21 protein-coding genes and 1 pseudogene are annotated in these 20074 nt (G+C 63.0%); 15 read left to right on the forward strand and 7 right to left on the reverse strand.

The genetic code is table 11. The features are described 5' to 3' along the window. Positions 1–98: 98 nt before the first annotated feature. Together xylF and xylA are read right to left on the reverse strand one after the other, a co-directional pair. Entirely contained in the window at positions 99–1100 is a 1002-nt protein-coding gene (xylF, locus tag J3P90_RS11940; protein WP_305494967.1) for a D-xylose ABC transporter substrate-binding protein, read from the reverse strand. A gap of 147 nt (positions 1101–1247) precedes the next feature. After that, a complete protein-coding gene (xylA, locus tag J3P90_RS11945; protein WP_434647708.1) occupies positions 1248–2564 on the reverse strand; it encodes a xylose isomerase in 1317 nt (438 codons plus the stop codon). A gap of 154 nt (positions 2565–2718) precedes the next feature. On the opposite strand from xylA, the gene J3P90_RS11950 reads away from it, so the two are divergent. The 3 genes from J3P90_RS11950 (at position 2719) to J3P90_RS11960 (ending at position 5009) form a co-directional block, all read left to right on the forward strand. Next, positions 2719–3906: a XylR family transcriptional regulator gene (locus J3P90_RS11950; protein WP_420763739.1), complete on the forward strand. Its 1188-nt coding sequence runs from the start codon at positions 2719–2721 to the stop codon at positions 3904–3906. A 218-nt stretch (positions 3907–4124) separates the two neighbouring features. Further along, positions 4125–4466 carry a hypothetical protein gene (locus tag J3P90_RS11955; RefSeq protein WP_434606017.1) on the forward strand — a complete coding sequence of 114 codons (342 nt, stop codon included), beginning with the start codon at positions 4125–4127 and terminating at the stop codon, positions 4464–4466. A gap of 165 nt (positions 4467–4631) precedes the next feature. Then, positions 4632–5009, forward strand: coding sequence for a hypothetical protein (locus J3P90_RS11960; RefSeq protein WP_434676436.1), 378 nt, complete (start codon positions 4632–4634; stop codon positions 5007–5009). Here J3P90_RS11960 and gstA read toward each other — a convergent pair whose 3' ends face one another. Further along, positions 5010–5621 carry a glutathione transferase GstA gene (gene gstA, locus J3P90_RS11965; protein WP_434676437.1) on the reverse strand — a complete coding sequence of 204 codons (612 nt, stop codon included), beginning with the start codon at positions 5619–5621 and terminating at the stop codon, positions 5010–5012. A gap of 114 nt (positions 5622–5735) precedes the next feature. Between gstA and J3P90_RS11970 the strand changes: the two are divergent. Then, positions 5736–6660: pseudogene (locus J3P90_RS11970) on the forward strand (transcriptional regulator GcvA). A gap of 9 nt (positions 6661–6669) precedes the next feature. Here J3P90_RS11970 and J3P90_RS11975 read toward each other — a convergent pair. Further along, a complete protein-coding gene (locus J3P90_RS11975; protein WP_434676438.1) occupies positions 6670–6978 on the reverse strand; it encodes a hypothetical protein in 309 nt (102 codons plus the stop codon). Positions 6979–7138: 160 nt separating this feature from the next. Between J3P90_RS11975 and J3P90_RS11980 the strand changes: the two genes are divergently transcribed. From J3P90_RS11980 to J3P90_RS11990, 3 genes are read left to right on the forward strand one after another with little or no spacing between them, the layout of a single operon-like run. Next, entirely contained in the window at positions 7139–7867 is a 729-nt protein-coding gene (locus J3P90_RS11980; protein ID WP_434606015.1) for an STN domain-containing protein, read from the forward strand. Beyond that, positions 7864–8409: an RNA polymerase sigma factor gene (locus J3P90_RS11985; protein WP_420763744.1), complete on the forward strand. Its 546-nt coding sequence runs from the start codon at positions 7864–7866 to the stop codon at positions 8407–8409. The genes J3P90_RS11980 and J3P90_RS11985 overlap by 4 nt, the downstream gene beginning before the upstream one ends. Positions 8410–8463: 54 nt before the next feature. Further along, on the forward strand, positions 8464–9420 hold the full coding sequence (locus J3P90_RS11990; RefSeq protein ID WP_434606011.1) for a FecR family protein: 957 nt from the start codon (positions 8464–8466) through the stop codon (positions 9418–9420). A gap of 22 nt (positions 9421–9442) precedes the next feature. Here the strand turns inward: J3P90_RS11990 and J3P90_RS11995 are convergent, their stop codons facing one another. Together J3P90_RS11995 and gspH are read right to left on the reverse strand one after the other, a co-directional pair. After that, positions 9443–10054, reverse strand: coding sequence for a prepilin-type N-terminal cleavage/methylation domain-containing protein (locus J3P90_RS11995; RefSeq protein ID WP_434606009.1), 612 nt, complete (start codon positions 10052–10054; stop codon positions 9443–9445). Next, on the reverse strand, positions 10054–10512 hold the full coding sequence (gene gspH / locus J3P90_RS12000; protein ID WP_434606007.1) for a type II secretion system minor pseudopilin GspH: 459 nt from the start codon (positions 10510–10512) through the stop codon (positions 10054–10056). The genes J3P90_RS11995 and gspH overlap by 1 nt, the downstream gene beginning before the upstream one ends. 92 nt (positions 10513–10604) lie before the next feature. Between gspH and J3P90_RS12005 the strand changes: the two genes are divergently transcribed. Continuing rightward, positions 10605–11033, forward strand: coding sequence for a type II secretion system protein N (locus tag J3P90_RS12005; protein ID WP_420763748.1), 429 nt, complete (start codon positions 10605–10607; stop codon positions 11031–11033). Between the two features lies 1 nt (position 11034). Here the strand turns inward: J3P90_RS12005 and gspI are convergent, their stop codons facing one another. After that, entirely contained in the window at positions 11035–11415 is a 381-nt protein-coding gene (gene gspI, locus J3P90_RS12010; protein ID WP_420763749.1) for a type II secretion system minor pseudopilin GspI, read from the reverse strand. A gap of 173 nt (positions 11416–11588) precedes the next feature. On the opposite strand from gspI, the gene gspG reads away from it, so the two are divergent. The 7 genes from gspG to gspF are packed head-to-tail and all read left to right on the forward strand — an operon-like array spanning position 11589 to position 19735. Beyond that, on the forward strand, positions 11589–12038 hold the full coding sequence (gene gspG / locus J3P90_RS12015) for a type II secretion system major pseudopilin GspG (protein WP_434606005.1): 450 nt from the start codon (positions 11589–11591) through the stop codon (positions 12036–12038). Further along, the gene (gene gspK / locus J3P90_RS12020; RefSeq protein WP_434611588.1) at positions 12026–13009 is read left to right on the forward strand and encodes a type II secretion system minor pseudopilin GspK; all 984 of its coding nucleotides are present in this window, start codon (positions 12026–12028) and stop codon (positions 13007–13009) included. Before gspG ends, gspK begins: the two co-directional genes overlap by 13 nt. After that, positions 13006–14169, forward strand: coding sequence for a type II secretion system protein GspL (gspL, locus tag J3P90_RS12025; RefSeq protein ID WP_434676439.1), 1164 nt, complete (start codon positions 13006–13008; stop codon positions 14167–14169). The genes gspK and gspL overlap by 4 nt, the downstream gene beginning before the upstream one ends. Beyond that, positions 14162–14716 carry a type II secretion system protein GspM gene (gene gspM, locus J3P90_RS12030; protein WP_434606001.1) on the forward strand — a complete coding sequence of 185 codons (555 nt, stop codon included), beginning with the start codon at positions 14162–14164 and terminating at the stop codon, positions 14714–14716. Before gspL ends, gspM begins: the two co-directional genes overlap by 8 nt. Next, positions 14713–17085 (forward strand): type II secretion system secretin GspD, encoded by a 2373-nt coding sequence (gspD, locus tag J3P90_RS12035; protein WP_434676440.1) that lies wholly within the window; start codon positions 14713–14715, stop codon positions 17083–17085. The genes gspM and gspD overlap by 4 nt, the downstream gene beginning before the upstream one ends. Beyond that, the gene (gene gspE, locus J3P90_RS12040) at positions 17082–18524 is read left to right on the forward strand and encodes a type II secretion system ATPase GspE (protein ID WP_434605997.1); all 1443 of its coding nucleotides are present in this window, start codon (positions 17082–17084) and stop codon (positions 18522–18524) included. The genes gspD and gspE overlap by 4 nt, the downstream gene beginning before the upstream one ends. Next, complete coding sequence (gene gspF / locus J3P90_RS12045; RefSeq protein WP_434676441.1) at positions 18524–19735, forward strand: type II secretion system inner membrane protein GspF; 1212 nt, start codon at positions 18524–18526, stop codon at positions 19733–19735. Before gspE ends, gspF begins: the two co-directional genes overlap by 1 nt. The last annotated feature ends 339 nt before the right edge of the window (positions 19736–20074 follow it).

Here is a 20074-nt window from a genome sequence, read left to right on the forward strand (position 1 = left end):
GCGGTAGGTCAGCTTGCATCTGCATTCACTGTGCCGCCGCCATCGCGAGCAGGCTCGCTCCCACAAGGATTTTTGCTATCCAAAGAGCTGCTCCCGGGTCACTGCCCCGCGATCTGCGCCTTGGTGTAGAACCCGTCCTTTTCCAGCAGGTCGATGTTGTCCTTGGTCAGCGCGGTAGGCGTGAGCAGGATGGTGTCGACTTTCTTGTTGCCATTGTCGTACTGCGAGCTGTAGGTGGGTTTTTCGTTGCGCGCCAGTTGTACCGAAAGCTTGGCGGCTTCGGAGGCGATCAGCTTTAAGGGCTTGTAGACCGTCATGGTCTGGGTGCCGTCGATCACTCGCTTGACCGCCGCCAGGTCGGCGTCCTGGCCGGAGATCGGCACCTTGCCAGCCAGCTTTTGCGCGGCCAGGGCCTGGATGGCGCCGCCGGCGGTGGCGTCGTTGGAGGCGACGATGCCGTCGATTTTGTTGTTGTTCCGGGTCAGGGCGTTTTCGACGATGCTCAGGGCTTCGGTGGGGTTCCATTCCTTCACCCATTGCTGGCCGACAATCTTGATGTCGCCCTTGTCGATGGCCGGTTGCAGCACCTTCATCTGGCCTTCACGCAGGATTTTGGCGTTGTTGTCGGTAGGCGCGCCGCCGAGTAGGAAGTAGTTGCCCTTGGGCGCTGCCTTCAACACGCCGCCGGCCTGCATCTCGCCGACCTTTTCGTTATCGAAGGAAATGTAAGCGTCGATATCGGCGTTGAGGATCAGCCGGTCATAGGACACCACCTTGATCCCGGCCTTCTTGGCTTCGGCGACGGCGTTGGTCAGCACAGTGGCGTTGAACGGCACGATCACGATGACGTCGACGCCACGGGAAATCAGGTTTTCGATCTGGGAAATTTGCTTCTGCTCGTTGGCATCGGCGGACTGGACATAAACCTTGGCGTCGAGTTTTTCTGCCGCCGCGACGAAGTAGTCTCTATCGCGGGACCAGCGTTCCAGACGCAGGTCATCGATGGAGAAACCGATCTTGGGGTGGGTGGCGTCGGCCATGGCCGGGAGCGATAGCAGGGCGAGGGCGCCGGCGAGCAGGGTACGTTTGAATGTTTTCATGGTGGTGCGTCCTTTTATTGTTTTTTGAAAGACACTGCCTGACGAGAACGTGATACCGGTAGAACTGTAGAGCGTTGCGCGGCGTTGCGGGCACAGATTTGTCGCGCGAATGTAACAGCCTCCCCGCGCCCGCAAAGTCGCCCGCCGTCAGGAGTAGATGAACCGGTTGACGACGTTTTCGAGCATTTCCTGCCGACCGCTGACCGCCTGCGGATTCAGCTCGTTGGTGAATGCATGCTCGGCCAGGGATTCGAGGCTGTAGTCCCCCGCGAGCAGCGCCTTGCCGAACGGCTGCTGCCAGCCGGCGTAGCGCTGGTCCTTGAATTTCTGCAACTGATCGTCCTGCACCATGGCGGCTGCGCGTTCCAACGAAAGGGCGAGCACGTCCATGGCCGCGACATGGCCGTGGAACAAGTCGACGTCGTCCAAGCTCTGGCGGCGTACCTTGGAATCGAAGTTGAAACCGCCGTTGCCGAAGCCTCCGGCCTTCAGGATCTCGTAGGTGGCCAGGGTCATTTCTTCGACACTGTTGGGGAACTGATCGGTGTCCCAGCCGTTCTGCGGATCGCCCCGGTTGGCGTCGATGCTGCCGAAGATCCCCAGGGAGACCGCCGTGGCGATTTCATGATGGAAACTGTGCCCGGCCAGGGTCGCATGGTTGGCCTCGATGTTGACCTTGATCTCTTTTTCCAGGCCGAACTGCTGCAGAAAGCCGAACACCGTGGCGCTGTCGTAATCGTACTGGTGCTTGGTCGGCTCCTGGGGCTTGGGCTCGATCAGCAGGTCGCCCTTGAAGCCGATCTTGTATTTATGCTCGACCACCATGCGCATGAACCGGCCCAGTTGCTCGCGTTCGCGGGCCAGGTCGGTATTGAGCAGGGTTTCGTAACCTTCGCGGCCGCCCCACAACACGTAGTTGGAGCCCTTGAGGCGCTGGGTGGCATTCATGGCGCTGAACACCTGGGCGGCGGCGCAGGCGAAGACTTGCGGGTCAGGGTTGCTGGCGGCGCCGGCGGCAAAACGCGGGTTGCTGAAGCAGTTGGCGGTGCCCCAGAGCAGCTTGATGCCGGTCTGTTCCTGGTGACGCTCGAGGTGATCGACCATTTGCGCGAAGTGGTTGCGGTATTCCTTCAACGATTGGCCTTCCGGCGCGACATCGGTGTCGTGGAAGCAGTAGTAGTCGATGCCCAGCTTGGAGAAAAACTCGAACGCCGCCTCGGCCTTGCCGATGGCTACTTCCATCGGGTCCCCTGCGTGCTGCCATGGGCGTTTGAAGGTTCCCGCACCGAACACATCGGACCCCGGCCAGACAAAGGTGTGCCAATAGCAGACCGCCATGCGCAGGTGCTCGCGCATGGGTTTGCCGAGGATCAGTTTGTCGGCATCGTAGTGCCGGAAAGCGAGCGGCGAGTCGCTGCCCGGGCCCTCATAGCGGATCGGCTGAACATCGGGGAAGTACGACATGGACGGTTTCCTTTTTATTCTTGGCGGTGACCTGATACTAACGCCGCCCCTGGCGCCGCTGATTATGAAAATCATCAAAGGACAGTTCGATTTTGAGTATTGAGATTCGCCGTCCGCGCGCCTAGTCTCTGTCCACCGGCCTAGGGTTCTTACAATGAAAATCGTCCCGCCCGTCCACCGCATCGCCCTTTTGTTCAACGGCAGCAAGATCTACGACCGAGGCATCATCAGCGGCATCGGTAACTACCTGAGCAGTACCCGCGCGTCCTGGGATCTGTTTCTCGAGGAAGATTTCCTATGCAGGTTGAAAGGGATCGAGCGTTGGCAGGGCGACGGGATCATCGCCGACTTCGACGACCCGCTGATCGGCGAGGCGCTGGCCGGGATCAAGATGCCCGTGGTGGCGGTGGGCGGCTCGTACCAGGACGAGCGCGCCTATCCCAAGGGCATTCCCTATGTCGCCACGGATAACCATGGGCTGATCAAATTGGCTTACGAACATCTGATCGAAGCCGGACTGACGCGATTCGCCTGTTTCAGCCTGCCGGAGTCCCAAGCCAATCGCTGGGCCCAGGAACGGGAGAAAGCCTTTCGCCGGTTGATGCTGCGCGATGGTCTGCACGCCGAGGTCTATCGCGGCATGGGCACCAGCGCGCCGCTCTGGGACAGCGCCGTCGAACAGCAGATCGCCTGGCTGCAAAGCCTGCCCAAACCCATCGGCATCATCGCCGTCAGCGATGCGCGAGCCCGCCAGCTGTTGCAGGCTTGCCTGACCGCCGGCATTGCTGTTCCGGAGCAGGTGGCGTTAATCGGCATCGACAACGATCCACTGACCCGCAGCCTGACTCGGGTGCCGCTGAGCTCCGTGGTGCAGGGCACCGAAACGATGGGTCGGACCGCCGCGCGGCTGCTCCACCAGATGCTGCATGGCATGCCGTCCACAGGCACGCAGGTGCTGATCCCGCCGGATGCGATCAATGTGCAGACATCCAGTTTGCACCAGCCGCTGGGCAATCCTTATGTGATGCAAGCGCTGTTGTTCATCCGCCAGTACGCATGCCAGGGCATCAAGACCGCGCAAGTGGCGGCGTATGTCGGTGTCTCGCGCTCATCCCTGGAAGCGCATTTTCGCAAGGAGCGAGGTTGCAGCGTTCATGACGAAATCCTGCGCTTCAAATTGGCCGCGGCGGCCAACGGCTTGGAAAACACCGACTCGGCGATCGCCGACATCGCCCGCAATTGCGGCTTCAAGTCGGCGCAATACCTGCACACGGTGTTTCGTCGCGAGTTCGGTTGTACGCCTCGGGAGTATCAGCAGGGCGCGAGCGTGGTGAGCGAGTAGGCCGGGCTCCTGTGGTGAGGCGTTAATCGACGGTCAGCTGCGTCGGGGGAGGTCCGTCGGTTTCATCTTGGCCGAGCGCTTATGCGAGGTCCTTCTGGGGCTTTCAACTATTGCCATCAGTAATAGTGACCATTACGAAATGCAAGTTCTGCTTTGTCGGCAATCATTGGAAAATCAGCGCCATCGAACACGCAGCCCACCACTGCAGGACTTCAATCATGCGCCCTTTATCTTTCCTTGCCCTGGCGTTTCCCCCCTTGTTGCTAGCAGGTTGCGCTTCGGCTCCGAACGATCCGACCCTGACCTTGCAGACCAGCAAGACACCGGCTGAATACGCCGAATGCGTCGTACCGAAGCTGCAGGGCAGCGCCCTGAACCCGACGGTCTCGCAGACCCAGCGCAGCTACCGCATCGTCGTGCCGAGCAAAATTGCGGCGGACAACGTGCTCGAAGCCTACAAGGCTGGCAACGGTGGGAAGGTGTTCATTTACGACCGGCATCTGCTGGCCTCCAATCTCTTGCCTTCGAATTTTGAACGCGCCGCCCAGGAATGCATCTGACCGGCCCGTAGACGTTTTACCCGTGCTCCTTTGGTTGGCCGCAACCAACCAATTCCCTTTGCCCCGCACCGTATTCGGTCGCGGGGCTTTTTTTGTTTGGAGAGCCTTGCGTACGTGGGTGTGAGAGGATGCCGTACGCGACGTCGCCGCCTACAAAGGATCGAAATGAACCTGCCCCCTGCCCATGCCGTGCCATTCATCCTGATGCTCTCAGCCTTGTGCGTCCCGGTGCACGCCGCGACGTGGCAGATCTGCGATATGCAATTGCGGGTCACTGAAGTGGTCAAGCAGCCGTTCCCTGGTCTCCGGGCTCAGGTTCTGAAAACCAGCCCGGCCTCGCCCAAGGTGGAATGCCCAGAAGTCGGCGCAGTGATCAGCTTCATCCCGGAAACCGCTGACTATCAGTCAACGCTTGCGCTGCGAAAATGGCCCGCAAAAGGCCAGGCGATTCGGATCAGATACCGTTACCTGGACGGCATCTGCAAGGGCGACGGCAACGAGCATCCTTGTCGGATCGAGCATTATCCGTTCGTGGCCCAATGATCAGCCTCGGCCGGCGTTCGCCTCGGCTTCGATCGCGGCCATGACGCTGGGTCGCGTCTCGATCCGAGCCATATACGACGCCAGCGCCGGCCAATCATTGATACCGATGGCGAAAAACGGCAGCCATTTGAGCACCGAGAACAGATACGCATCGGCGAGGCCGAAATCCCCCTGCAAATAGTTGCGGTGTTCAAGGGCACCGGCCAAGTGATGGAGACGCTTGAACAGCTTTTGCTTGAAGATGGCCTTGGTGGTTTCCGGAATCTCGGCGTTGAACAGCGGGGCACAGCCGCCATGGATTTCAGAGCTGATGAAATTGAGCCATTCCTGCAACCGCACCCGTCCCCAGGTGCCATTGGCCGGCGTCAAGTGATTGCCCGGAACCTGATCGACGAGGTACTGGACGATGGCGGGGCCTTCGGTGAGCACTTCGCCGTTATCCAGCATCAACGCCGCGACGTAACCCTTGGAATTGATGGCGAGGAAATCCCGCCCGTCGGCGGTTCGCTTGGTCTTGTTGTCGACGCGTACCAGCTCGAAGGCAATGTCCAGCTCTCGCAGCACAATGTGCGGGGACAATGAACAGGTCATGGGCGCGAAATACAATTTCATGGGATTTTCCTGATGGCGTTGAGTGCCGCTGAGGATCGGCGCCAACGGGAAGATTTTCAAAGGACATATCGGGTGCTAGGGTATGACAAAACCTCATGAGTGCCGTTGACCGTCATGGCTGCCAGAATCCCGTCTCTCAATGGCCTGAAGGCATTCGAATCGGCTGCCCGTCACATGAGCTTTACCCAGGCCGCCCTTGAGTTGAATGTCACCCAAACGGCGATCAGTCATCAGATCCGGCGGCTGGAGGGGGAATTGGGGGTGCGCCTGTTCTTGCGGCTCAAGGACGGCCTGGCGTTGACCGATGAAGGTCGTGCCTATTTTCCAGGCGTTCGTTCGGCATTCCATGAGTTGCGTCATAGCACGGAAACCTTGTTGGATTCGGTCCATAACAGTGCGCTGACGGTGAGTACCCTGGTGTCATTCGCATCCAAATGGCTGCTGCCTCGCTTGGCCTCGTTCCAGGAGGCCTATCCCAACATCGATGTACGTGTCTCGGCCTCCACCGATATGGTGGATTTTCGCAAGGGTGGCACCGACGCGGCCATTCGTTACGGCACCGGCGATTGGAAGGGCTTGCGCGCTGACTGGCTGATGTCCGATGAGGTTTTTCCGGTGTGCAGTCCGAAATTGCTGGCGGGGCCCAATGCCCTGAAGGCACCCGGCGATCTGACCCATCACACCCTGTTGCAGGTCAGTGGTATGACGCGGGACGATTGGAGCCTCTGGCTGGGGGCCGCCGGGCAACCGAGCGCCCTGGCCGAAGGCTCACGGTTGACCTTCGACCTGGCGATGATGGCCGTGCAGGCAGCCATCGACGGCTTGGGTATTTGCATCGGCCGCTCGACCTACGTCGACGACGATCTGAAGGCAGGTCGACTGGTCGCGCCATTTGCCCTGAGGTTGAAGTCCGATCTCGGTTTCTATCTGGTGACACCCGTCGAGACAGCCCACTCGAAAAAGGTCGAGGCGTTCAGGGGCCTGGTTGATCGATTCGACCAGGGAGGCAAACACACCGGGTATGCGGTCGTTGGATTAAGCGTCCAGGTCACTGCGGTGGGCGTTGCGGCAACGCCGAGTGGCCGAAGGTATTGCCCATGCGAATCCGCGTGGCCGACTGGTTGTACAGACCCAGCCTGTTCGGCGCTCGCTGCTCTATCGGCACGTACAACGCTTCCTGGTTCTTGCGCGCTGCCGGCGTACCCTTCGGGTTGGCCATCTGTTCGCTCAGGCATTCGTAGGACAGCGCCTTGTACCCGTTCACCTCGACATTGATGCATCCCTCATTCGCCGGCTCGGCGGCTTGGGCCCACAAGGGAAGGGCAGCAAGCAGCAGCGCGAATACACGACAGTCCATGGCGGAGCTCCTTTCTAACGGTAGAAGCCTGAATCTACCTCGTATTGGAGCGAGGTATGACGATGTTTTTTTTGCAGCGCTCGTCACACAAACGACATGTACACGTCTCATGATGCGCCAACGCAGGGCGTCGACACGCCGTTCGGGCCGGAAGATGTCTATGTCAAGAGAAGCGCTGAGCAGGTGCTGCCTCGCGCCCACGGTACTGTTCTTGTTGCTCCATGCATTGATGCCGCAACGCGACGCGTGGTCTGCCACGCCTGCGCCTGTCGAGGTGGACGATCGGCTGGCGCGTTTTGTCGAGTTTGCGATACCCGCCCAGGAAATGACCGTTGCCCTGGAGCTGTACAGCAGGGCCAGCGGGATGGCGATCCTGGTGGACCGTCAACTGGCACATGGGCGACGGTCGACCGCGGTGCACGGACGCTTGAATGCCCGCCAGGCGTTGGAGCAACTGCTGGCCGGTAGCGGCTTGGCGGCGCTCTACACCGGCGCAGACGCTTTCACCGTGAAAGAGGCAAAGCTGACCCTCCGCGCCGATGCGTCTTCGCGCAACGGTGGTCCTACAGTGCGCGAGGACAATTTTGCCCGTGCATTGCAGGTCGCGTTGGAGCAGGCGCTTTGCCGGTCAATGGTGACTCGCCCGGGCCATTATCGAGCAGCGTTACAGCTGTGGGTGGGGGCATCGGGCGAGGTGCGGCGCAGTCGCTTGCTGGCCTCCACCGGTGACGCCCGGCGCGATGCGGCGATTATCGAGGGGCTGGGCACATTGGACATCGGCCGGGTTCCGCCGTCCTCGTTGCCGCAGCCGGTGACGGTGCTGGTGGTGCCAGGCGCCGCTTCGGCAGGCACGGAATGCAACCCATGGGAAGGAGCGGTAGAGCCATGAAGGAAAAGGAGCAGAGCACCATGCTCAAGGTGTTCCTGGCTTCCTATGATGTGTTTCGCGCACGCTTGCGTCGGCGTCTGGGCTCCGATGACCTGGCCAACGACGTACTGCACGAAACCTATCTTCGGGTAGACCGCATGGAACAGCCGGTGGACGTGCAGAAGCCTGGCGCCTACCTGTTCCGCATGGCCCTGAACATCGCGGCTGACCGTCGTGCGCAGGATGCACGCTTGCTCACCGGCACTGAAATCGAGGAACTGATGCAAACCGCCGACGAACATCAGGACCCGGCGGTGATCGTCGGTGGCCAGATTGAAATTCGCGCGCTGATGCAGGCGCTGACCGAGCTTGCGCCCCGGCGCCGGCAAATATTGATGGCGTCGCGCATGGAGCAAACACCGCATCAGGAGATCGCCCAGCGATTCGGCATCTCCACCCGGATGGTTGAGAAGGAACTCAAGGCTGCGCTGCAATACTGTGCCGATCGCCTGGAAAGAAAAGTGATTCAGCGGTTCGGTCCCGGCGCGGGAAAACAGTCTTAGGTGATAAGGCGCTTGTCGCGCATACCTTCTTGAGTCATTTCACGTTTGAAAAACATGTCTATAAGCGCATCTGAATCGGCCACTGCCACGGCTAACCAGCTCCGGGAAGAAGCGTTCCATTGGCTGGTGCGCTTGACTTCAGGGCACGCCACCCACGCCGACGCCGAGGCTTTTCGGCGCTGGAGTGCGCAAAGTTCCGAGCACGCCCGGGCCTTTTTCCTGGCCCGCCAGTTGTGGCAGGCCATGGCGCCCGCCGAGCAAAAGCTCCAGCAGGAGCAGGCGGCAAAGGTCGTCAACCACCCGCGGCGTTTCGGGCGCCGAGCGTTTCTCGGCGGCGCGATTGCCGCGTCGGTTGCGGTGCTGGTCGCGCGCCCGTCGCTGCTGGACGGCTGGCCCGTGGGCGCGGATTTTCATACAGGTGTCGGCGAGCAACGCCGCGTCGACCTGACCCAGGGCGTGGTGCTTGAGCTCAATACCCAGACGCGCATCAGCCAGCGCAGCGAGGCCCCTGGTGACGCCGCCATCGAAGTACTGAGCGGTGAACTGGAAATCCAGGCCAGCACGGCGTTGCGTGTGCTTGCCGGCAATGGCGAGTTGTTCGCCGATGGGGCGCGGTTCAATGTGCGGGCCACCGAGGGTAGCGTGTGCGTAACGTGCCTGGAGGGCCGCTTGCAACTGAAGCATCAGGGGCGGCGCGTGAGCTTGGAGCAGGGCCGACAATTGACCTATACCGCGCAGCGACAAGGCCAACCCACCCCCTTCGATACCCAGCAAGTCATGGCTTGGCGTCAACAGTTGCTGGTGTTCAACGATGCCCCCTTGGCGAGCGTGATCGATGAGATCAACCGCTACCGTCCCGGCATGATCGTACTGATGAACGCTGAGCTCGGGCGGCGCAAGGTTCAGGCGCGCTTCAGCCTGGCGCAACTGGCGAATGTCGCCGTACTGATTCGCGATGCCTACGGCGCGACCATTACCGAGCTACCGGGCGGTGTCGTGCTGGTCAGCTAGGCGTTTTCATTTCAGTGGGCTGCTATTGAAGCGGTGCCAGCACCTGGCGGTAGCGCTCGGTGCCGTATGCCGTGCGGCGGCTGAAGCTGATTTCCACACCCGCCGGATTTTCCTCCTTGCTGCCAGTCAGATGGCTCCAGCCCCGGTCGGTGCGCCATACCCGCACATCAACGCGCTCAAGCTCACTCAACACCGCGACACGCTCCTTGGGCGCCGGTAGGGGATAGCGTGACCGCGCGACGCCCGAGGCACGGAAAAGCGTGCCGCTTTCAATCCACCACCTCACCCGTTGCATCTTGCCGTCCTGGTCCGCCGCGGCACGTATCAATTCCAACTGCAAAGGGTCGCTGTCGCTGCTGCGAATACTGATCGCAGCGGGCACCGGGGGGCGGCTGGCCGAGGGTTCGTCGGGTGGAGGCGGTTCGGCCAGTTCAGTGGTGGCGCGCAGGGCGAAGTCACGCTGCAGTTGGTTGAGTGCGCGCATCAGTTGCGCGTGCTGTTCGGCGCTGTCCTGCAAGTGGGCGTCGGCGCGGGTCACACCGTCGAGCCCGCGCCAGGCGATCAGGCTGACAATTGTCATCAGCAGGATGGCGACCATCACTTCAATCAGCGTGAAGCCGTTTTGCCGGACCATCAATGCACCTCGATGCGGCCAGCCGCGGTGCGCCTCACCGATACGCTGGTCTGGTCGCTGGACAGAATGACGTGCAGGGGCGCGGCAATCCATTCGGCATCGAGCACCAGTGTTTTGCCTGGGTGGATGCGCACCTGCACCGGTCCCGCGCTCCAGTGCCTGGGGCGCAGTTGCGGGTCGTTGATGAACTCCCGGTCCTGCACGCCGACAGCGTCCAGCCGCACGAAACGGTAGCCCTGGCTGTCCGCGACCCAGGCGATGCGACGACCGTCGCTGCGCGCTTCGGCCTGGGCGGTTTCCAGCAGCAAGGCCAGGCGCTTGGCATCTTCGCGCAGGCCACTGGCAGCGTCGGCGTGGATATTCAAGCTGATGGCGGCGCTGGCGATGCCGATGATCACCAGCACGACCATCAATTCGATCAGCGTGAAGCCGCGTTGTCGGTGTCGCCATTCATTCATGGTCTCTACGCCTTTCGCTGGGGTGAATTTGCAATAAAACCGTGAGAAAGCGCTGGTAGCCTGAAGCACTGGACGTCACGGAGGATTCGCTCATGCGCCATTTCCATCGCCTTGATCCGGCCACGCTGGTCCAGGCTGTCGCCGTGTTGGCCAGCGTGGCGGGGCTTGTCACCTGGGGCTTCTTGCTCAACGATTCGGCGCCCGTGCAAGCCCAGGCCAATAGCGAACCCTTGCCGCCCTTGGCAGCCACTGGCCAAGCCGCGGCGCAATGGTTCGCCAGTTCCCCGCACAACCTGGAGATCAAGCTCAGCGGCCTACTGGCCGGACCCCATGGCGCGGTGGCGATTCTCAGCATCGAGGACTCGCCGCCGCGGGCTTTTCGTGCGGGTGAGCCATTGGGCGAAGGCGTGCGCCTGAGAGGAATCGAGGCTGATGCCGTGGTCATCGAGCGGGCCGGCGTTGAGTCTCGCCTGTCGATGGCTCGTTTGCCGGTGCCGGTGGCGCTGCCGTCGTTGCGCTGATTCATGGCGGGGTGACAGGGCGGCTGAGCAGCGTTTCCAGGCGCGCCAGCGGCGGTCCGTCATGTTCACGTTCATGCACCAGCACTTTCACTCTCAGCAGGTCGCCACTGCGGGTTACCTGCTGCTCGCAGCTGAGTTTCAAGCGTCCTTGATCACAGCGTTGCATGGCGCTGCCCTTATCTGTGGTCCCGCGCAGACGCACTTCTGCCAGGCTGTTCTGGGCCGCCAACAGCGCCATCGAGCGATCCCGCAACAGCGCGTTGCTCTGGCTCATCTGTGCACTGGCGCGAACGGCCGCTGACATCGCCACCGCCACGATCAGCAGCGCCACCAATACTTCGATCAGGGTAAAGCCGCGTTGCCGGGGTACCTGTCGGGTCATGGCAATGAGCATCGTCGGGGAAATGTGCTTCAGCCTAATGGCCGCGTTTGACGGATTGCTGACCAAAGCTCCTGAGGTTTTTTTATACCAGTGACATATGCCGCTGGAACAATCCGCAGCGAATGGAAACCTCAACCAGCGCCAGAATGCGGCGCCAGCCAAGGAGTGTCGAGATGGGTGTCGCATCGTCTGGCCGTCCCCCACATGGCCCTCGCCGGCAGCGAGGTTTTACCCTGATCGAGATCATGGTCGTGGTGGTCATTCTCGGCATTCTTGCCGCCATGGTCGTGCCGAAGGTGCTTGACCGCCCCGACCAGGCCAGGGCCACGGCGGCCCGCCAGGATGTTGCGGGCCTGATGCAGGCACTCAAGCTGTTCCGTCTCGACCAGGGTCGCTACCCGACCATGAATGAAGGGCTAAAGGCCCTGGCGGAAAAACCCGCCAACGCCACCAGCGGCAATTGGCGCGCGTATCTGGAACGGCTGCCCAAGGACCCTTGGGGCCGCGCCTACAACTACCTCAACCCGGGCACCAACGGTGAGGTCGATGTGTTTTCCCTCGGCGCCGATGGGCAGCCCGACGGCGAAGGTGTCAACGCTGATATCGGCTCCTGGCAGCTCTAGTCGTGAATCGCTCAGCACAGCGTGGCATGGCGGTGATCAGCGCCTTGCTGGTGGCGACCGTGGTCGCGGTGATCGCCGCCGGCATGATCGCCCGACAGGTCCAGGTGACTCGCGGCGTGGAAAGCGAAAGCCAGCGGGTGCGGGGCGCCTGGCTGTCCAATGGCGTATTGGAATGGACCCGCCAGGCGCTCTGGCAGCAACGCCTGCGCGAGCCCATGACGCGTTTGGACCAGGCGTGGGCGCAGCCCTTGCGTGGGGTGCGCCTGGGCACTGAAAGCGGGGTGTTCGACGGCCATATCAGCGATGAGCAAAGCAAGTTCAACCTGCGCAACCTGATCCTCGACGGCCAACTCGACACACTGGAAGTCGCCGTATTCGAACGCCTGTGCGCCGAGCTGGGCGTGCCCGTGGCCCAGGGCAACCGTATCGTCCAACGCGTGGTAGAGGCCTACCCCAAGCGCCTGCGTCCACCGCCGCCAGTCTCCAGCGCGGCACCCGGGTTCGATAGCGGTCGCCTGACATCGCCGGACGCCGAAAGCCAGCCGCTGCCCGCCACCCGGCCGATGTTGCGCGGTCTCGATGACCTAGCCGGCCTGCCCGGGATCGACCTCGCTGCCCTTGAGCGCCTGCGCCCCTATGTCACGGTGCTGCCGGCGCTCACTTGGGTGAACGGCAATACCACCACGGCCCAGGTCTTGGCCGCACGAGTGCCCGGTATGAGCGTGGCCCAGGCACAGGCGGTGATTGCCGAGCGTGACCGTGGCCAGTGGTTCATCAACAGCGGGGATTTCCTCAACCGCTTGCGCGTGCCGCAGATGAGCACCGAGCAGCTGCGCCTGGGCATTACCAGCGAGTGGTTTCTATTGCGGGGACGGGCCACGGTCGAACAACGCCGCTTCGGTGTCGAAGCGTTGTTTTATCGCAGCGAGCAGCGCAGGCCCCAGGTGGTCTGGTCGCGGGTGGGCGCATGAGCACCTTGCTGCGCATAGCGCTGGCGCCGTTGGCACAGTTGACCGCCGACAGCCCGTTGGACTTCGCCTGGCTCGATCGCAAGGGTGCGCTGGTCGAGCAGGGGCGGCGACCCCTGCGGGAGCTGAGCGGCGCGGCCCAAGGCAAAGCCCTGGAGCTCTGCTTGCATCCTCAAGACACGTTGCTCGCCTGCGTCGAGTTGCCGCCACTGCCACCGGCGCGCCTTGGCGATGCCGTGCGCTGTGCGGCAGACAACCTTCTGCTGGGCTGCGACGATACCGTGCACCTGGTGCACGGGCCTCGTGATGCGGGCGGCCAGGTTCAACTGGCCTGGTTCGAGCGCGCGGCGCTTTCGCGTCTTTCGCAACTGTTGCAGGGGCTCAGGTTGCAACCGCGTGGCGTGTACGCGGCGCCTTGTTTTCTGCCGCTGGCTGAGCCGGGCACGTGCACGGCGGCAAGCGTGGAAGGTCATTTGCTGGTCCGTGAGGATCGCCAACGCGCATGGGTGCATCCGATGATGCAAGAAGGCGCCGAACAGTTGCGCGAAAGGACGGTGCGTTGGATCGGCGAGGGTGCGCAATCCGTCGATCCATGGCCGGACGAGCAACGCTGGATCGGTCCCGTCCCGGCGTGGAACTTACTGAGCGGGATCGAACAAAGCGTCCGGGGCAATCAGCGCTGGGGCCGCGCGGTCGGCTGTTGCGCGATGGCGGCGTTGATCTGGACCCTGGGCCTCAACCTGTACGCGATGCGGTTGGCCGGCGAGGGCCAGGCAATCAAGGGGCAGATGAGCAGCCGGGTCCAGCAGGCTTTTCCTGAACTGCCGGTGATTCTCAATCCCTTGCAGCAGGCTCGCCAGCAACGCGATGCCCGGCGCAATGGCGCGCTGGCGGAGGGTCCGGTCAGCTTCGCTGCCCTGGTGCAGCAGGCGGCTGGGCAGTTGCCGTTCATGGCGGGCGCGGTCGACAAACTCGACTTCGATGGCAGCGAATTGCACCTGACCCCCCGCACGCCTGCCCGCAAGCCACCCGCCGACAGCAACTGGCAAACCAGCCTGGCGCAAGCGGGCATCGTGGCCGATCTCGCCAATGGGCGATGGACGCTGAAGCGTTTGCCAGCGCACGCCGCGGCAACGCCCGTTGCGGGAGGCGCGGATGAATAGCCTTGCCCGTTACCGCGCCCGCTGGCAGGCGCAGCGAGCCAGCGCTCAGCAGTTCTGGCAACGCAGCAGTGCCCGGGATAAACGCATCCTGCGGGTCGCCGCGCTGGTGTTGCCCGTGGTGCTGCTGTGGTACGGCCTGATCCAGCCGCCACTCCAACGCATCGACCATTGGCAAGCCGAACTGCCGCGCCTGCGCTCCCAGGCGGCGGCCCTGGAAGGAGTGCTGGCCGAGGTTCAGGATGCCGGCGTGGTGTCCGGCGCGGTCACGCCACAGCTTGTGAAAGCGCGTTTGGATGACATCGGTCTGGCCGGCGCCTACGACCTGGAGCACCGCGTCGAGGCCGGCGCCGTGACCTGGCGGCTGACCCTCGACGACGCGCCCGCCGATGCCTTGTTGAACTGGTTACTGGACGACGCACCCAGGCTCGGCCTGCAGGTGCGCGACGCTCATTTGCAACGGGCAACCTCGCAAAGCACTGAGACGGCCGCGCGGATTTCCGGGGTCGTTGGCATGGAACAGGCGCCCGGCGCTAAGGAATCCTCATGAAGCGGTTTGGTCTGTATGCGTCAACAATTCCCTTGGCGCTGTTGCTCAGTGCCTGTAGTCAATTGGGCAGCGAGCAGGCGCAGCCCATTCCCGCTCAAAGTGAGCTGGGCCAGCCGCTGGCACAGACCGGCAGCGGTGACGCGTTGGCGGAGCGCCAGCGCGTGCAGGCACAGGCAGAGCAGCGACGCCAGGTCACGCGCAAGGCCCCATCGCGCTCAAGCCTTCGGCCGCCCGCCGACAATGCCGGCCCGACCGGCAACGGACTGGGCAACCAACCGGTGCAGCTGAATTTCGTCGAGGCGGATATACCCGCGGTGGTGCGTGCGCTGTCACGCGCCACCGGTCGCCAGTTCCTGGTGGACCCACGTGTCAAAGGCCAACTGACCCTGGTGTCCGAAGGCGAAGTGCCGGCCCGCACGGCCTATGACATGCTGCTCGCGGCCCTGCGCATGCAGGGTTTTGCCGTGGTCGAAGTGCAAGGCGTCAGCCAGGTGGTACCGGAAGCCGACGCCAAGTTGTTGGGCGGACCGGTGGGGGACGCCGATCGTGCGGCAGGCAACGGCATGATCACCCGGACCTTTCGCTTGCAATACGAAAACGCCGTCAACCTGATTCCGGCACTGCGGCCCATCATATCGGCCAACAATCCCATCAATGCCTACCCTGGCAATAACACGGTGGTGGTCACCGACTATGCGGAAAACCTCGATCGGGTGGCGCAGATCATCGCCAACGTCGACATACCCGGCGCCATCGACACGGATGTAGTCCCCGTGCAGAACGGCATTGCCGTCGACATTGCGACGATGGTGTCGGAGTTGCTCGACGTGCAGGGCGCCGATGCGACGCAAAAGGTGTCGGTGATTGGCGACCCTCGATCCAACAGCATCATCCTGCGCACCGGCAGCCCCGAACGCACCGAGCTGGCCAGGCAACTGATCTACAAGCTCGACAATGCCCAGAACAACCCGAGCAATCTCCACGTGGTGTACCTGCGCAACGCCCAGGCCAATAAGCTGGCGCAAGCTTTGCGCGGCTTGCTCACGGGTGAAGGGGAAATGGCCGGTGCGTCCACCGACAGCGCACGGAGCCTGTTGAACGGCGGTGGCCTGGGTGGCCCGGCGGGCAGCAGTACGACCAGCAACGGCAGTCATTCGTCGAGTACTACCGGCAGCAGTTCGCAAACCAACAATGGGCAGAACGCAGGCCTGCAAATGTCGAGCGGCCAGGGCAGCCATCAGGCAGGCGAAGGCGCAGTGGCGTTTTCCGCCAACGGCGTCACTGTGCAGGCCGATACCACCACCAACACGTTGCTGATTTCCGCGCCCGACCCGCTGTATCGAAACCTGCGTGAAGTCATCGATCTGCTCGACCAGCGCCGCGCTCAGGTGGTGATCGAAAGCCTGATCGTCGAGGTCAGCGAAGACGATGCGAGTGCGTTCGGCATTCAGTGGCAAGCCGGCAACCTGGCGGGCAACGGCTGGATCGGTGGCGCCAACCTGGGCGGTGCCGGCATCAATACCTCGGCCAAGAACAGCATTGATGCGTTGCCCGGTGGCTTGAGCATTGGCAAGGTCTCGGGCACGGTGAATATTCCCGGCATCGGCCAGGTGCTGGATCTGAAAGTGTTGGCCCGCGCCCTGAAAAGCAAGGGCGGAACCAATGTGTTGTCCACGCCCAACCTGCTGACGCTGGACAACGAAGCGGCGAGCATTTTCGTGGGCCAGACCATCCCCTTCGTCACCGGCAACTACGTGACCAACGGCGGCGGCAACAGCAACAACCCGTTCCAGACAATCGAGCGGGAGGAAGTGGGGCTGCGCCTGAATGTACGCCCGCAGATTTCCGAGGGTGGCACGGTCAAGCTGGACATCTACCAGGAAGTCAGCAGCGTGGACCCGCGCGCCTCCAGCGACGCCGGCACGGTGACCAACAAGCGCGCCATCGACACCAGCATCCTGCTCGACGACGGACAGATCATGGTGTTGGGCGGCCTGCTGCAGGACGGTTTTACCGAAAGCACCGACGCGATTCCGGGGCTGGGCAGCATCCCGGGCATTGGCGCGCTGTTTCGCAGCGACAGTCGTTCGCGGACCAAGACCAACCTGATGGTCTTCCTGCGCCCCTACATCATTCGCGACAGTAACGTCGGCCGCAGCATTACCCTCAATCGCTACGATTTTATCCGTCGTGCCCAAGGCAATCTGCAGCCAGCGCACAAATGGCCGCTCACGGATATGCAGGCGCCGCAGTTGCCGCCGGCCGCCCAGGCGATGCCGCTCAATCCGTCACCCCGTCAGCCGATACCGCTCAATCAGCCACCCCGAGCGATGCGCGCCGTGCCGCTGGAACCAGGTGGGCAGCCATGAGCCCCTCCCTGCAAACCGGTGCGGGCGCGTTGCCCTATGCGTGGGCCAAGGCGCAGCGGCTCCTCCTCAAGGCCGGTGAGGAGGGCAACGTGTTGCTGGTCAGTGCCGCGACGCCGGGCTGGGCCATCAACGAGGTACGCCGGCGTTATGGTCCCACTGCGTTGCAACGGATACGCGACGAAGAGCTCGAAGCGCTGTTGACCAGCGCTTATGCCGACACCGGCAGCGCCGCGGCGATCGTTGGCGCGGCGGAAAACGAAGTCGACCTTGATCGCCTGATGCAGGACATCCCGGAGATCACCGACTTGCTGGACAGTGAGGGTGGCGCGCCAGTCATCCGCATGATCAACGCATTGCTGACCCAGGCCGCGCGGGATGAGGCCAGCGATATTCATATCGAACCGTTTGAAAGCCATTCCGTGGTGCGTTATCGCGTCGACGGAGCCCTGCGCGATGTGGTCGCGCCGCGCAAGGCCCTGCACGCGGCGCTGGTGTCGCGGATCAAGATCATGGCGCAGTTGGACATCGCCGAAAAGCGCTTGCCCCAGGACGGCCGCATCGCCCTGCGTGTTGCCGGACGGCCCATTGATGTGCGGGTGTCCACCGTGCCCACCGGCCACGGCGAGCGGGTGGTGATGCGCCTGCTGGACAAACAGGCCGGGCGCCTGCAATTGGAAACCCTGGGCATGGCGCCCGCGGTGCTGAGCCAACTGGATCAATTGATCCGCCAACCCCACGGCATCGTGCTGGTCACCGGCCCCACCGGCAGCGGCAAGACCACCACGCTTTATGCCGCCTTGGCCCGTCTGGATGCCAGCACCAGCAATATCCTCACCGTTGAGGACCCTGTGGAATATGACCTGCCGGGCATCAGCCAGATCCAGGTCAATACCCGGATCGACATGAGCTTCGGCCTGGCCTTGCGCGCGATCCTGCGCCAGGATCCGGACGTCATCATGATCGGTGAAATCCGCGACCAGGAGACTGCGCAGATCGCGGTCCAGGCTTCGCTGACCGGACACCTGGTGCTGGCGACCCTGCATACCAACGACGCGGTGTCGGCGGTGACGCGGCTGACCGACATCGGGGTCGAGCCGTTCCTGTTGGCGTCGTCATTGCTCGGCGTCCTGGCGCAACGCCTGGTGCGTCGCCTGTGTCCGGAGTGCAAGCAACCTGACGAAGCCGCGCCGGGCCAATGGCGTCCCCATGGCTGCCCGCGCTGCAACCACACCGGTTACAGCGGCCGTACTGGCATCCACGAACTCTTCGTGGTGGACGACGAGGTGCGGCGGTTGATCCATCAGGGTGAAGGCGAGCAGGCGTTGCGCACCTGTGCGCGACAGGCCGGCATGTTAAGCATGCGCGAGGACGGCGAACGGTGGGTGAGCAGTGGCTCCACCGCCCGCGAGGAAATCCTGCGCGTGACCCGGGACGCTTGATGAACCGCTACCGTTTCGAGGCCGCCGATGCCTCGGGGAACATCGAGCAAGGCGTGCTGGAGGCCGACAGCCAGCGCGGTGCGATGGCTGAACTGCGTGGCCGTGGGCTGACGCCGTTGCGCATCGACGAGCAGTTGCAAGTCGGCAGCTCTGGTGCCTCGGGCCTGTTCAGCCCGAAATTGTCGGACAGCGACCTGGCCTGGGCTACCCGTCAATTGGCGAGCCTGTTGGGCGCCAGTCTGCCCCTGGAAGCGGCCCTGTCGGCCACCGTCGACCAGGCCGAGAAACGCCACATCGCCGACACCCTCGGCGCGGTGCGCGGCGATGTGCGCAACGGCATGCGCCTGGCCGATGCGCTGGCCGCGCGACCACGGGATTTTCCCGAGATCTACCGGGCGATGATCGCAGCGGGGGAGGAGTCTGGCGATCTCGCCCAGGTGATGGAGCGCCTGGCCGACTACATCGAAGAGCGCAACAACCTGCGGGGCAAGATCCTCACGGCCTTCATCTACCCAGCGGTGGTGGGCGTGGTGTCCATCGTCATCGTCATTTTCCTGCTGGGTTTCGTGGTGCCGCAGGTGGTCAGCGCGTTTTCCCAGGCGCGCCAGGATCTGCCCACCCTGACCCGGGTGATGCTGCAGGCCAGCGACTTTGTGCGGGCCTGGGGTTGGGCCTGCTTTGCCGGGCTTGCCGGATGCTGGTGGGGATGGCGGCGCTATTTGCGTAACGCCGACGCACGCCTGGCCTGGCATAGCCGGGTGCTGCGGCTGCCGCTGGTCGGCCGCTTCGTGCTGGGGGTCAATACCGCGCGTTTCGCCTCGACCCTGGCGATTCTTGGCAGCGCTGGCGTGCCGCTGTTGCGCGCCCTGGATGCGGCCGGGCAGACCCTGGCCAATGATCGCCTGGCCCATTGCGTGGCCGACGCCACCTTGCGGGTGCGCGAAGGCGTGGGCCTCGCCAATGCACTGCGGGTCGGCAAGGTGTTCCCGCCCATCCTGATTCACCTGATCGCCAGCGGTGAAAAAACCGGGGCCTTGCCGCCCATGCTCGAACGCGCTGCGCAAACCTTGTCGCGCGACATTGAGCGCCGGGCCATGGGCATGACGGCGCTCCTGGAGCCGCTGATGATCGTGATCATGGGTGGGGTGGTGCTGACCATCGTCATGGCCGTGTTGCTGCCGATCATCGAGATCAATCAGCTGGTGCAATAACACCTGCGCGATCCCACTCCTGAGCGCCACTCGGGTTCATCCGTTCGACATCTACGCTGCGCCAGGCTACGGCGCACGGGGGAGGGCTTGCCACGGACTTACGCTCATGCTGCGAAAGCTGAGCAAAATGTCAGGAAGGTGTCGGTAACTCCCGAGAATATTTAGGAAAAACAAGGCCGAACACCCGAGATTTTTTCCTTTCTCTGTCACCGGAAATTGAGAGTTTCTACGCCGTGGCCACCCCTTCGAACGAGCGCCGGAAGTCCGCTCGGGGCAGCGGTCGCGATGAGAAGCACAAGCGAACTACCAACGTCCAGACACGATGAAAGGAGATTCTTC

Source organism: Pseudomonas sp. D3-10 (genome assembly GCF_051132175.1).
Classification (GTDB): domain Bacteria; phylum Pseudomonadota; class Gammaproteobacteria; order Pseudomonadales; family Pseudomonadaceae; genus Aquipseudomonas.

Coding starts and splice junctions, on each gene's coding strand:
- xylF (WP_305494967.1), bottom strand. CDS start 1,100: ATGAAAACATTCAAACGTACCCTGCTCGCCGGCGCCCTCGCCCTGCTA.
- xylA (WP_434647708.1), bottom strand. CDS start 2,564: ATGTCGTACTTCCCCGATGTTCAGCCGATCCGCTATGAGGGCCCGGGC.
- J3P90_RS11950 (WP_420763739.1), top strand. CDS start 2,719: ATGAAAATCGTCCCGCCCGTCCACCGCATCGCCCTTTTGTTCAACGGC.
- J3P90_RS11955 (WP_434606017.1), top strand. CDS start 4,125: ATGCGCCCTTTATCTTTCCTTGCCCTGGCGTTTCCCCCCTTGTTGCTA.
- J3P90_RS11960 (WP_434676436.1), top strand. CDS start 4,632: ATGAACCTGCCCCCTGCCCATGCCGTGCCATTCATCCTGATGCTCTCA.
- gstA (WP_434676437.1), bottom strand. CDS start 5,621: ATGAAATTGTATTTCGCGCCCATGACCTGTTCATTGTCCCCGCACATT.
- J3P90_RS11975 (WP_434676438.1), bottom strand. CDS start 6,978: ATGGACTGTCGTGTATTCGCGCTGCTGCTTGCTGCCCTTCCCTTGTGG.
- J3P90_RS11980 (WP_434606015.1), top strand. CDS start 7,139: ATGTCAAGAGAAGCGCTGAGCAGGTGCTGCCTCGCGCCCACGGTACTG.
- J3P90_RS11985 (WP_420763744.1), top strand. CDS start 7,864: ATGAAGGAAAAGGAGCAGAGCACCATGCTCAAGGTGTTCCTGGCTTCC.
- J3P90_RS11990 (WP_434606011.1), top strand. CDS start 8,464: ATGTCTATAAGCGCATCTGAATCGGCCACTGCCACGGCTAACCAGCTC.
- J3P90_RS11995 (WP_434606009.1), bottom strand. CDS start 10,054: ATGGTCCGGCAAAACGGCTTCACGCTGATTGAAGTGATGGTCGCCATC.
- gspH (WP_434606007.1), bottom strand. CDS start 10,512: ATGAATGAATGGCGACACCGACAACGCGGCTTCACGCTGATCGAATTG.
- J3P90_RS12005 (WP_420763748.1), top strand. CDS start 10,605: ATGCGCCATTTCCATCGCCTTGATCCGGCCACGCTGGTCCAGGCTGTC.
- gspI (WP_420763749.1), bottom strand. CDS start 11,415: ATGACCCGACAGGTACCCCGGCAACGCGGCTTTACCCTGATCGAAGTA.
- gspG (WP_434606005.1), top strand. CDS start 11,589: ATGGGTGTCGCATCGTCTGGCCGTCCCCCACATGGCCCTCGCCGGCAG.
- gspL (WP_434676439.1), top strand. CDS start 13,006: ATGAGCACCTTGCTGCGCATAGCGCTGGCGCCGTTGGCACAGTTGACC.
- gspM (WP_434606001.1), top strand. CDS start 14,162: ATGAATAGCCTTGCCCGTTACCGCGCCCGCTGGCAGGCGCAGCGAGCC.
- gspD (WP_434676440.1), top strand. CDS start 14,713: ATGAAGCGGTTTGGTCTGTATGCGTCAACAATTCCCTTGGCGCTGTTG.
- gspE (WP_434605997.1), top strand. CDS start 17,082: ATGAGCCCCTCCCTGCAAACCGGTGCGGGCGCGTTGCCCTATGCGTGG.
- gspF (WP_434676441.1), top strand. CDS start 18,524: ATGAACCGCTACCGTTTCGAGGCCGCCGATGCCTCGGGGAACATCGAG.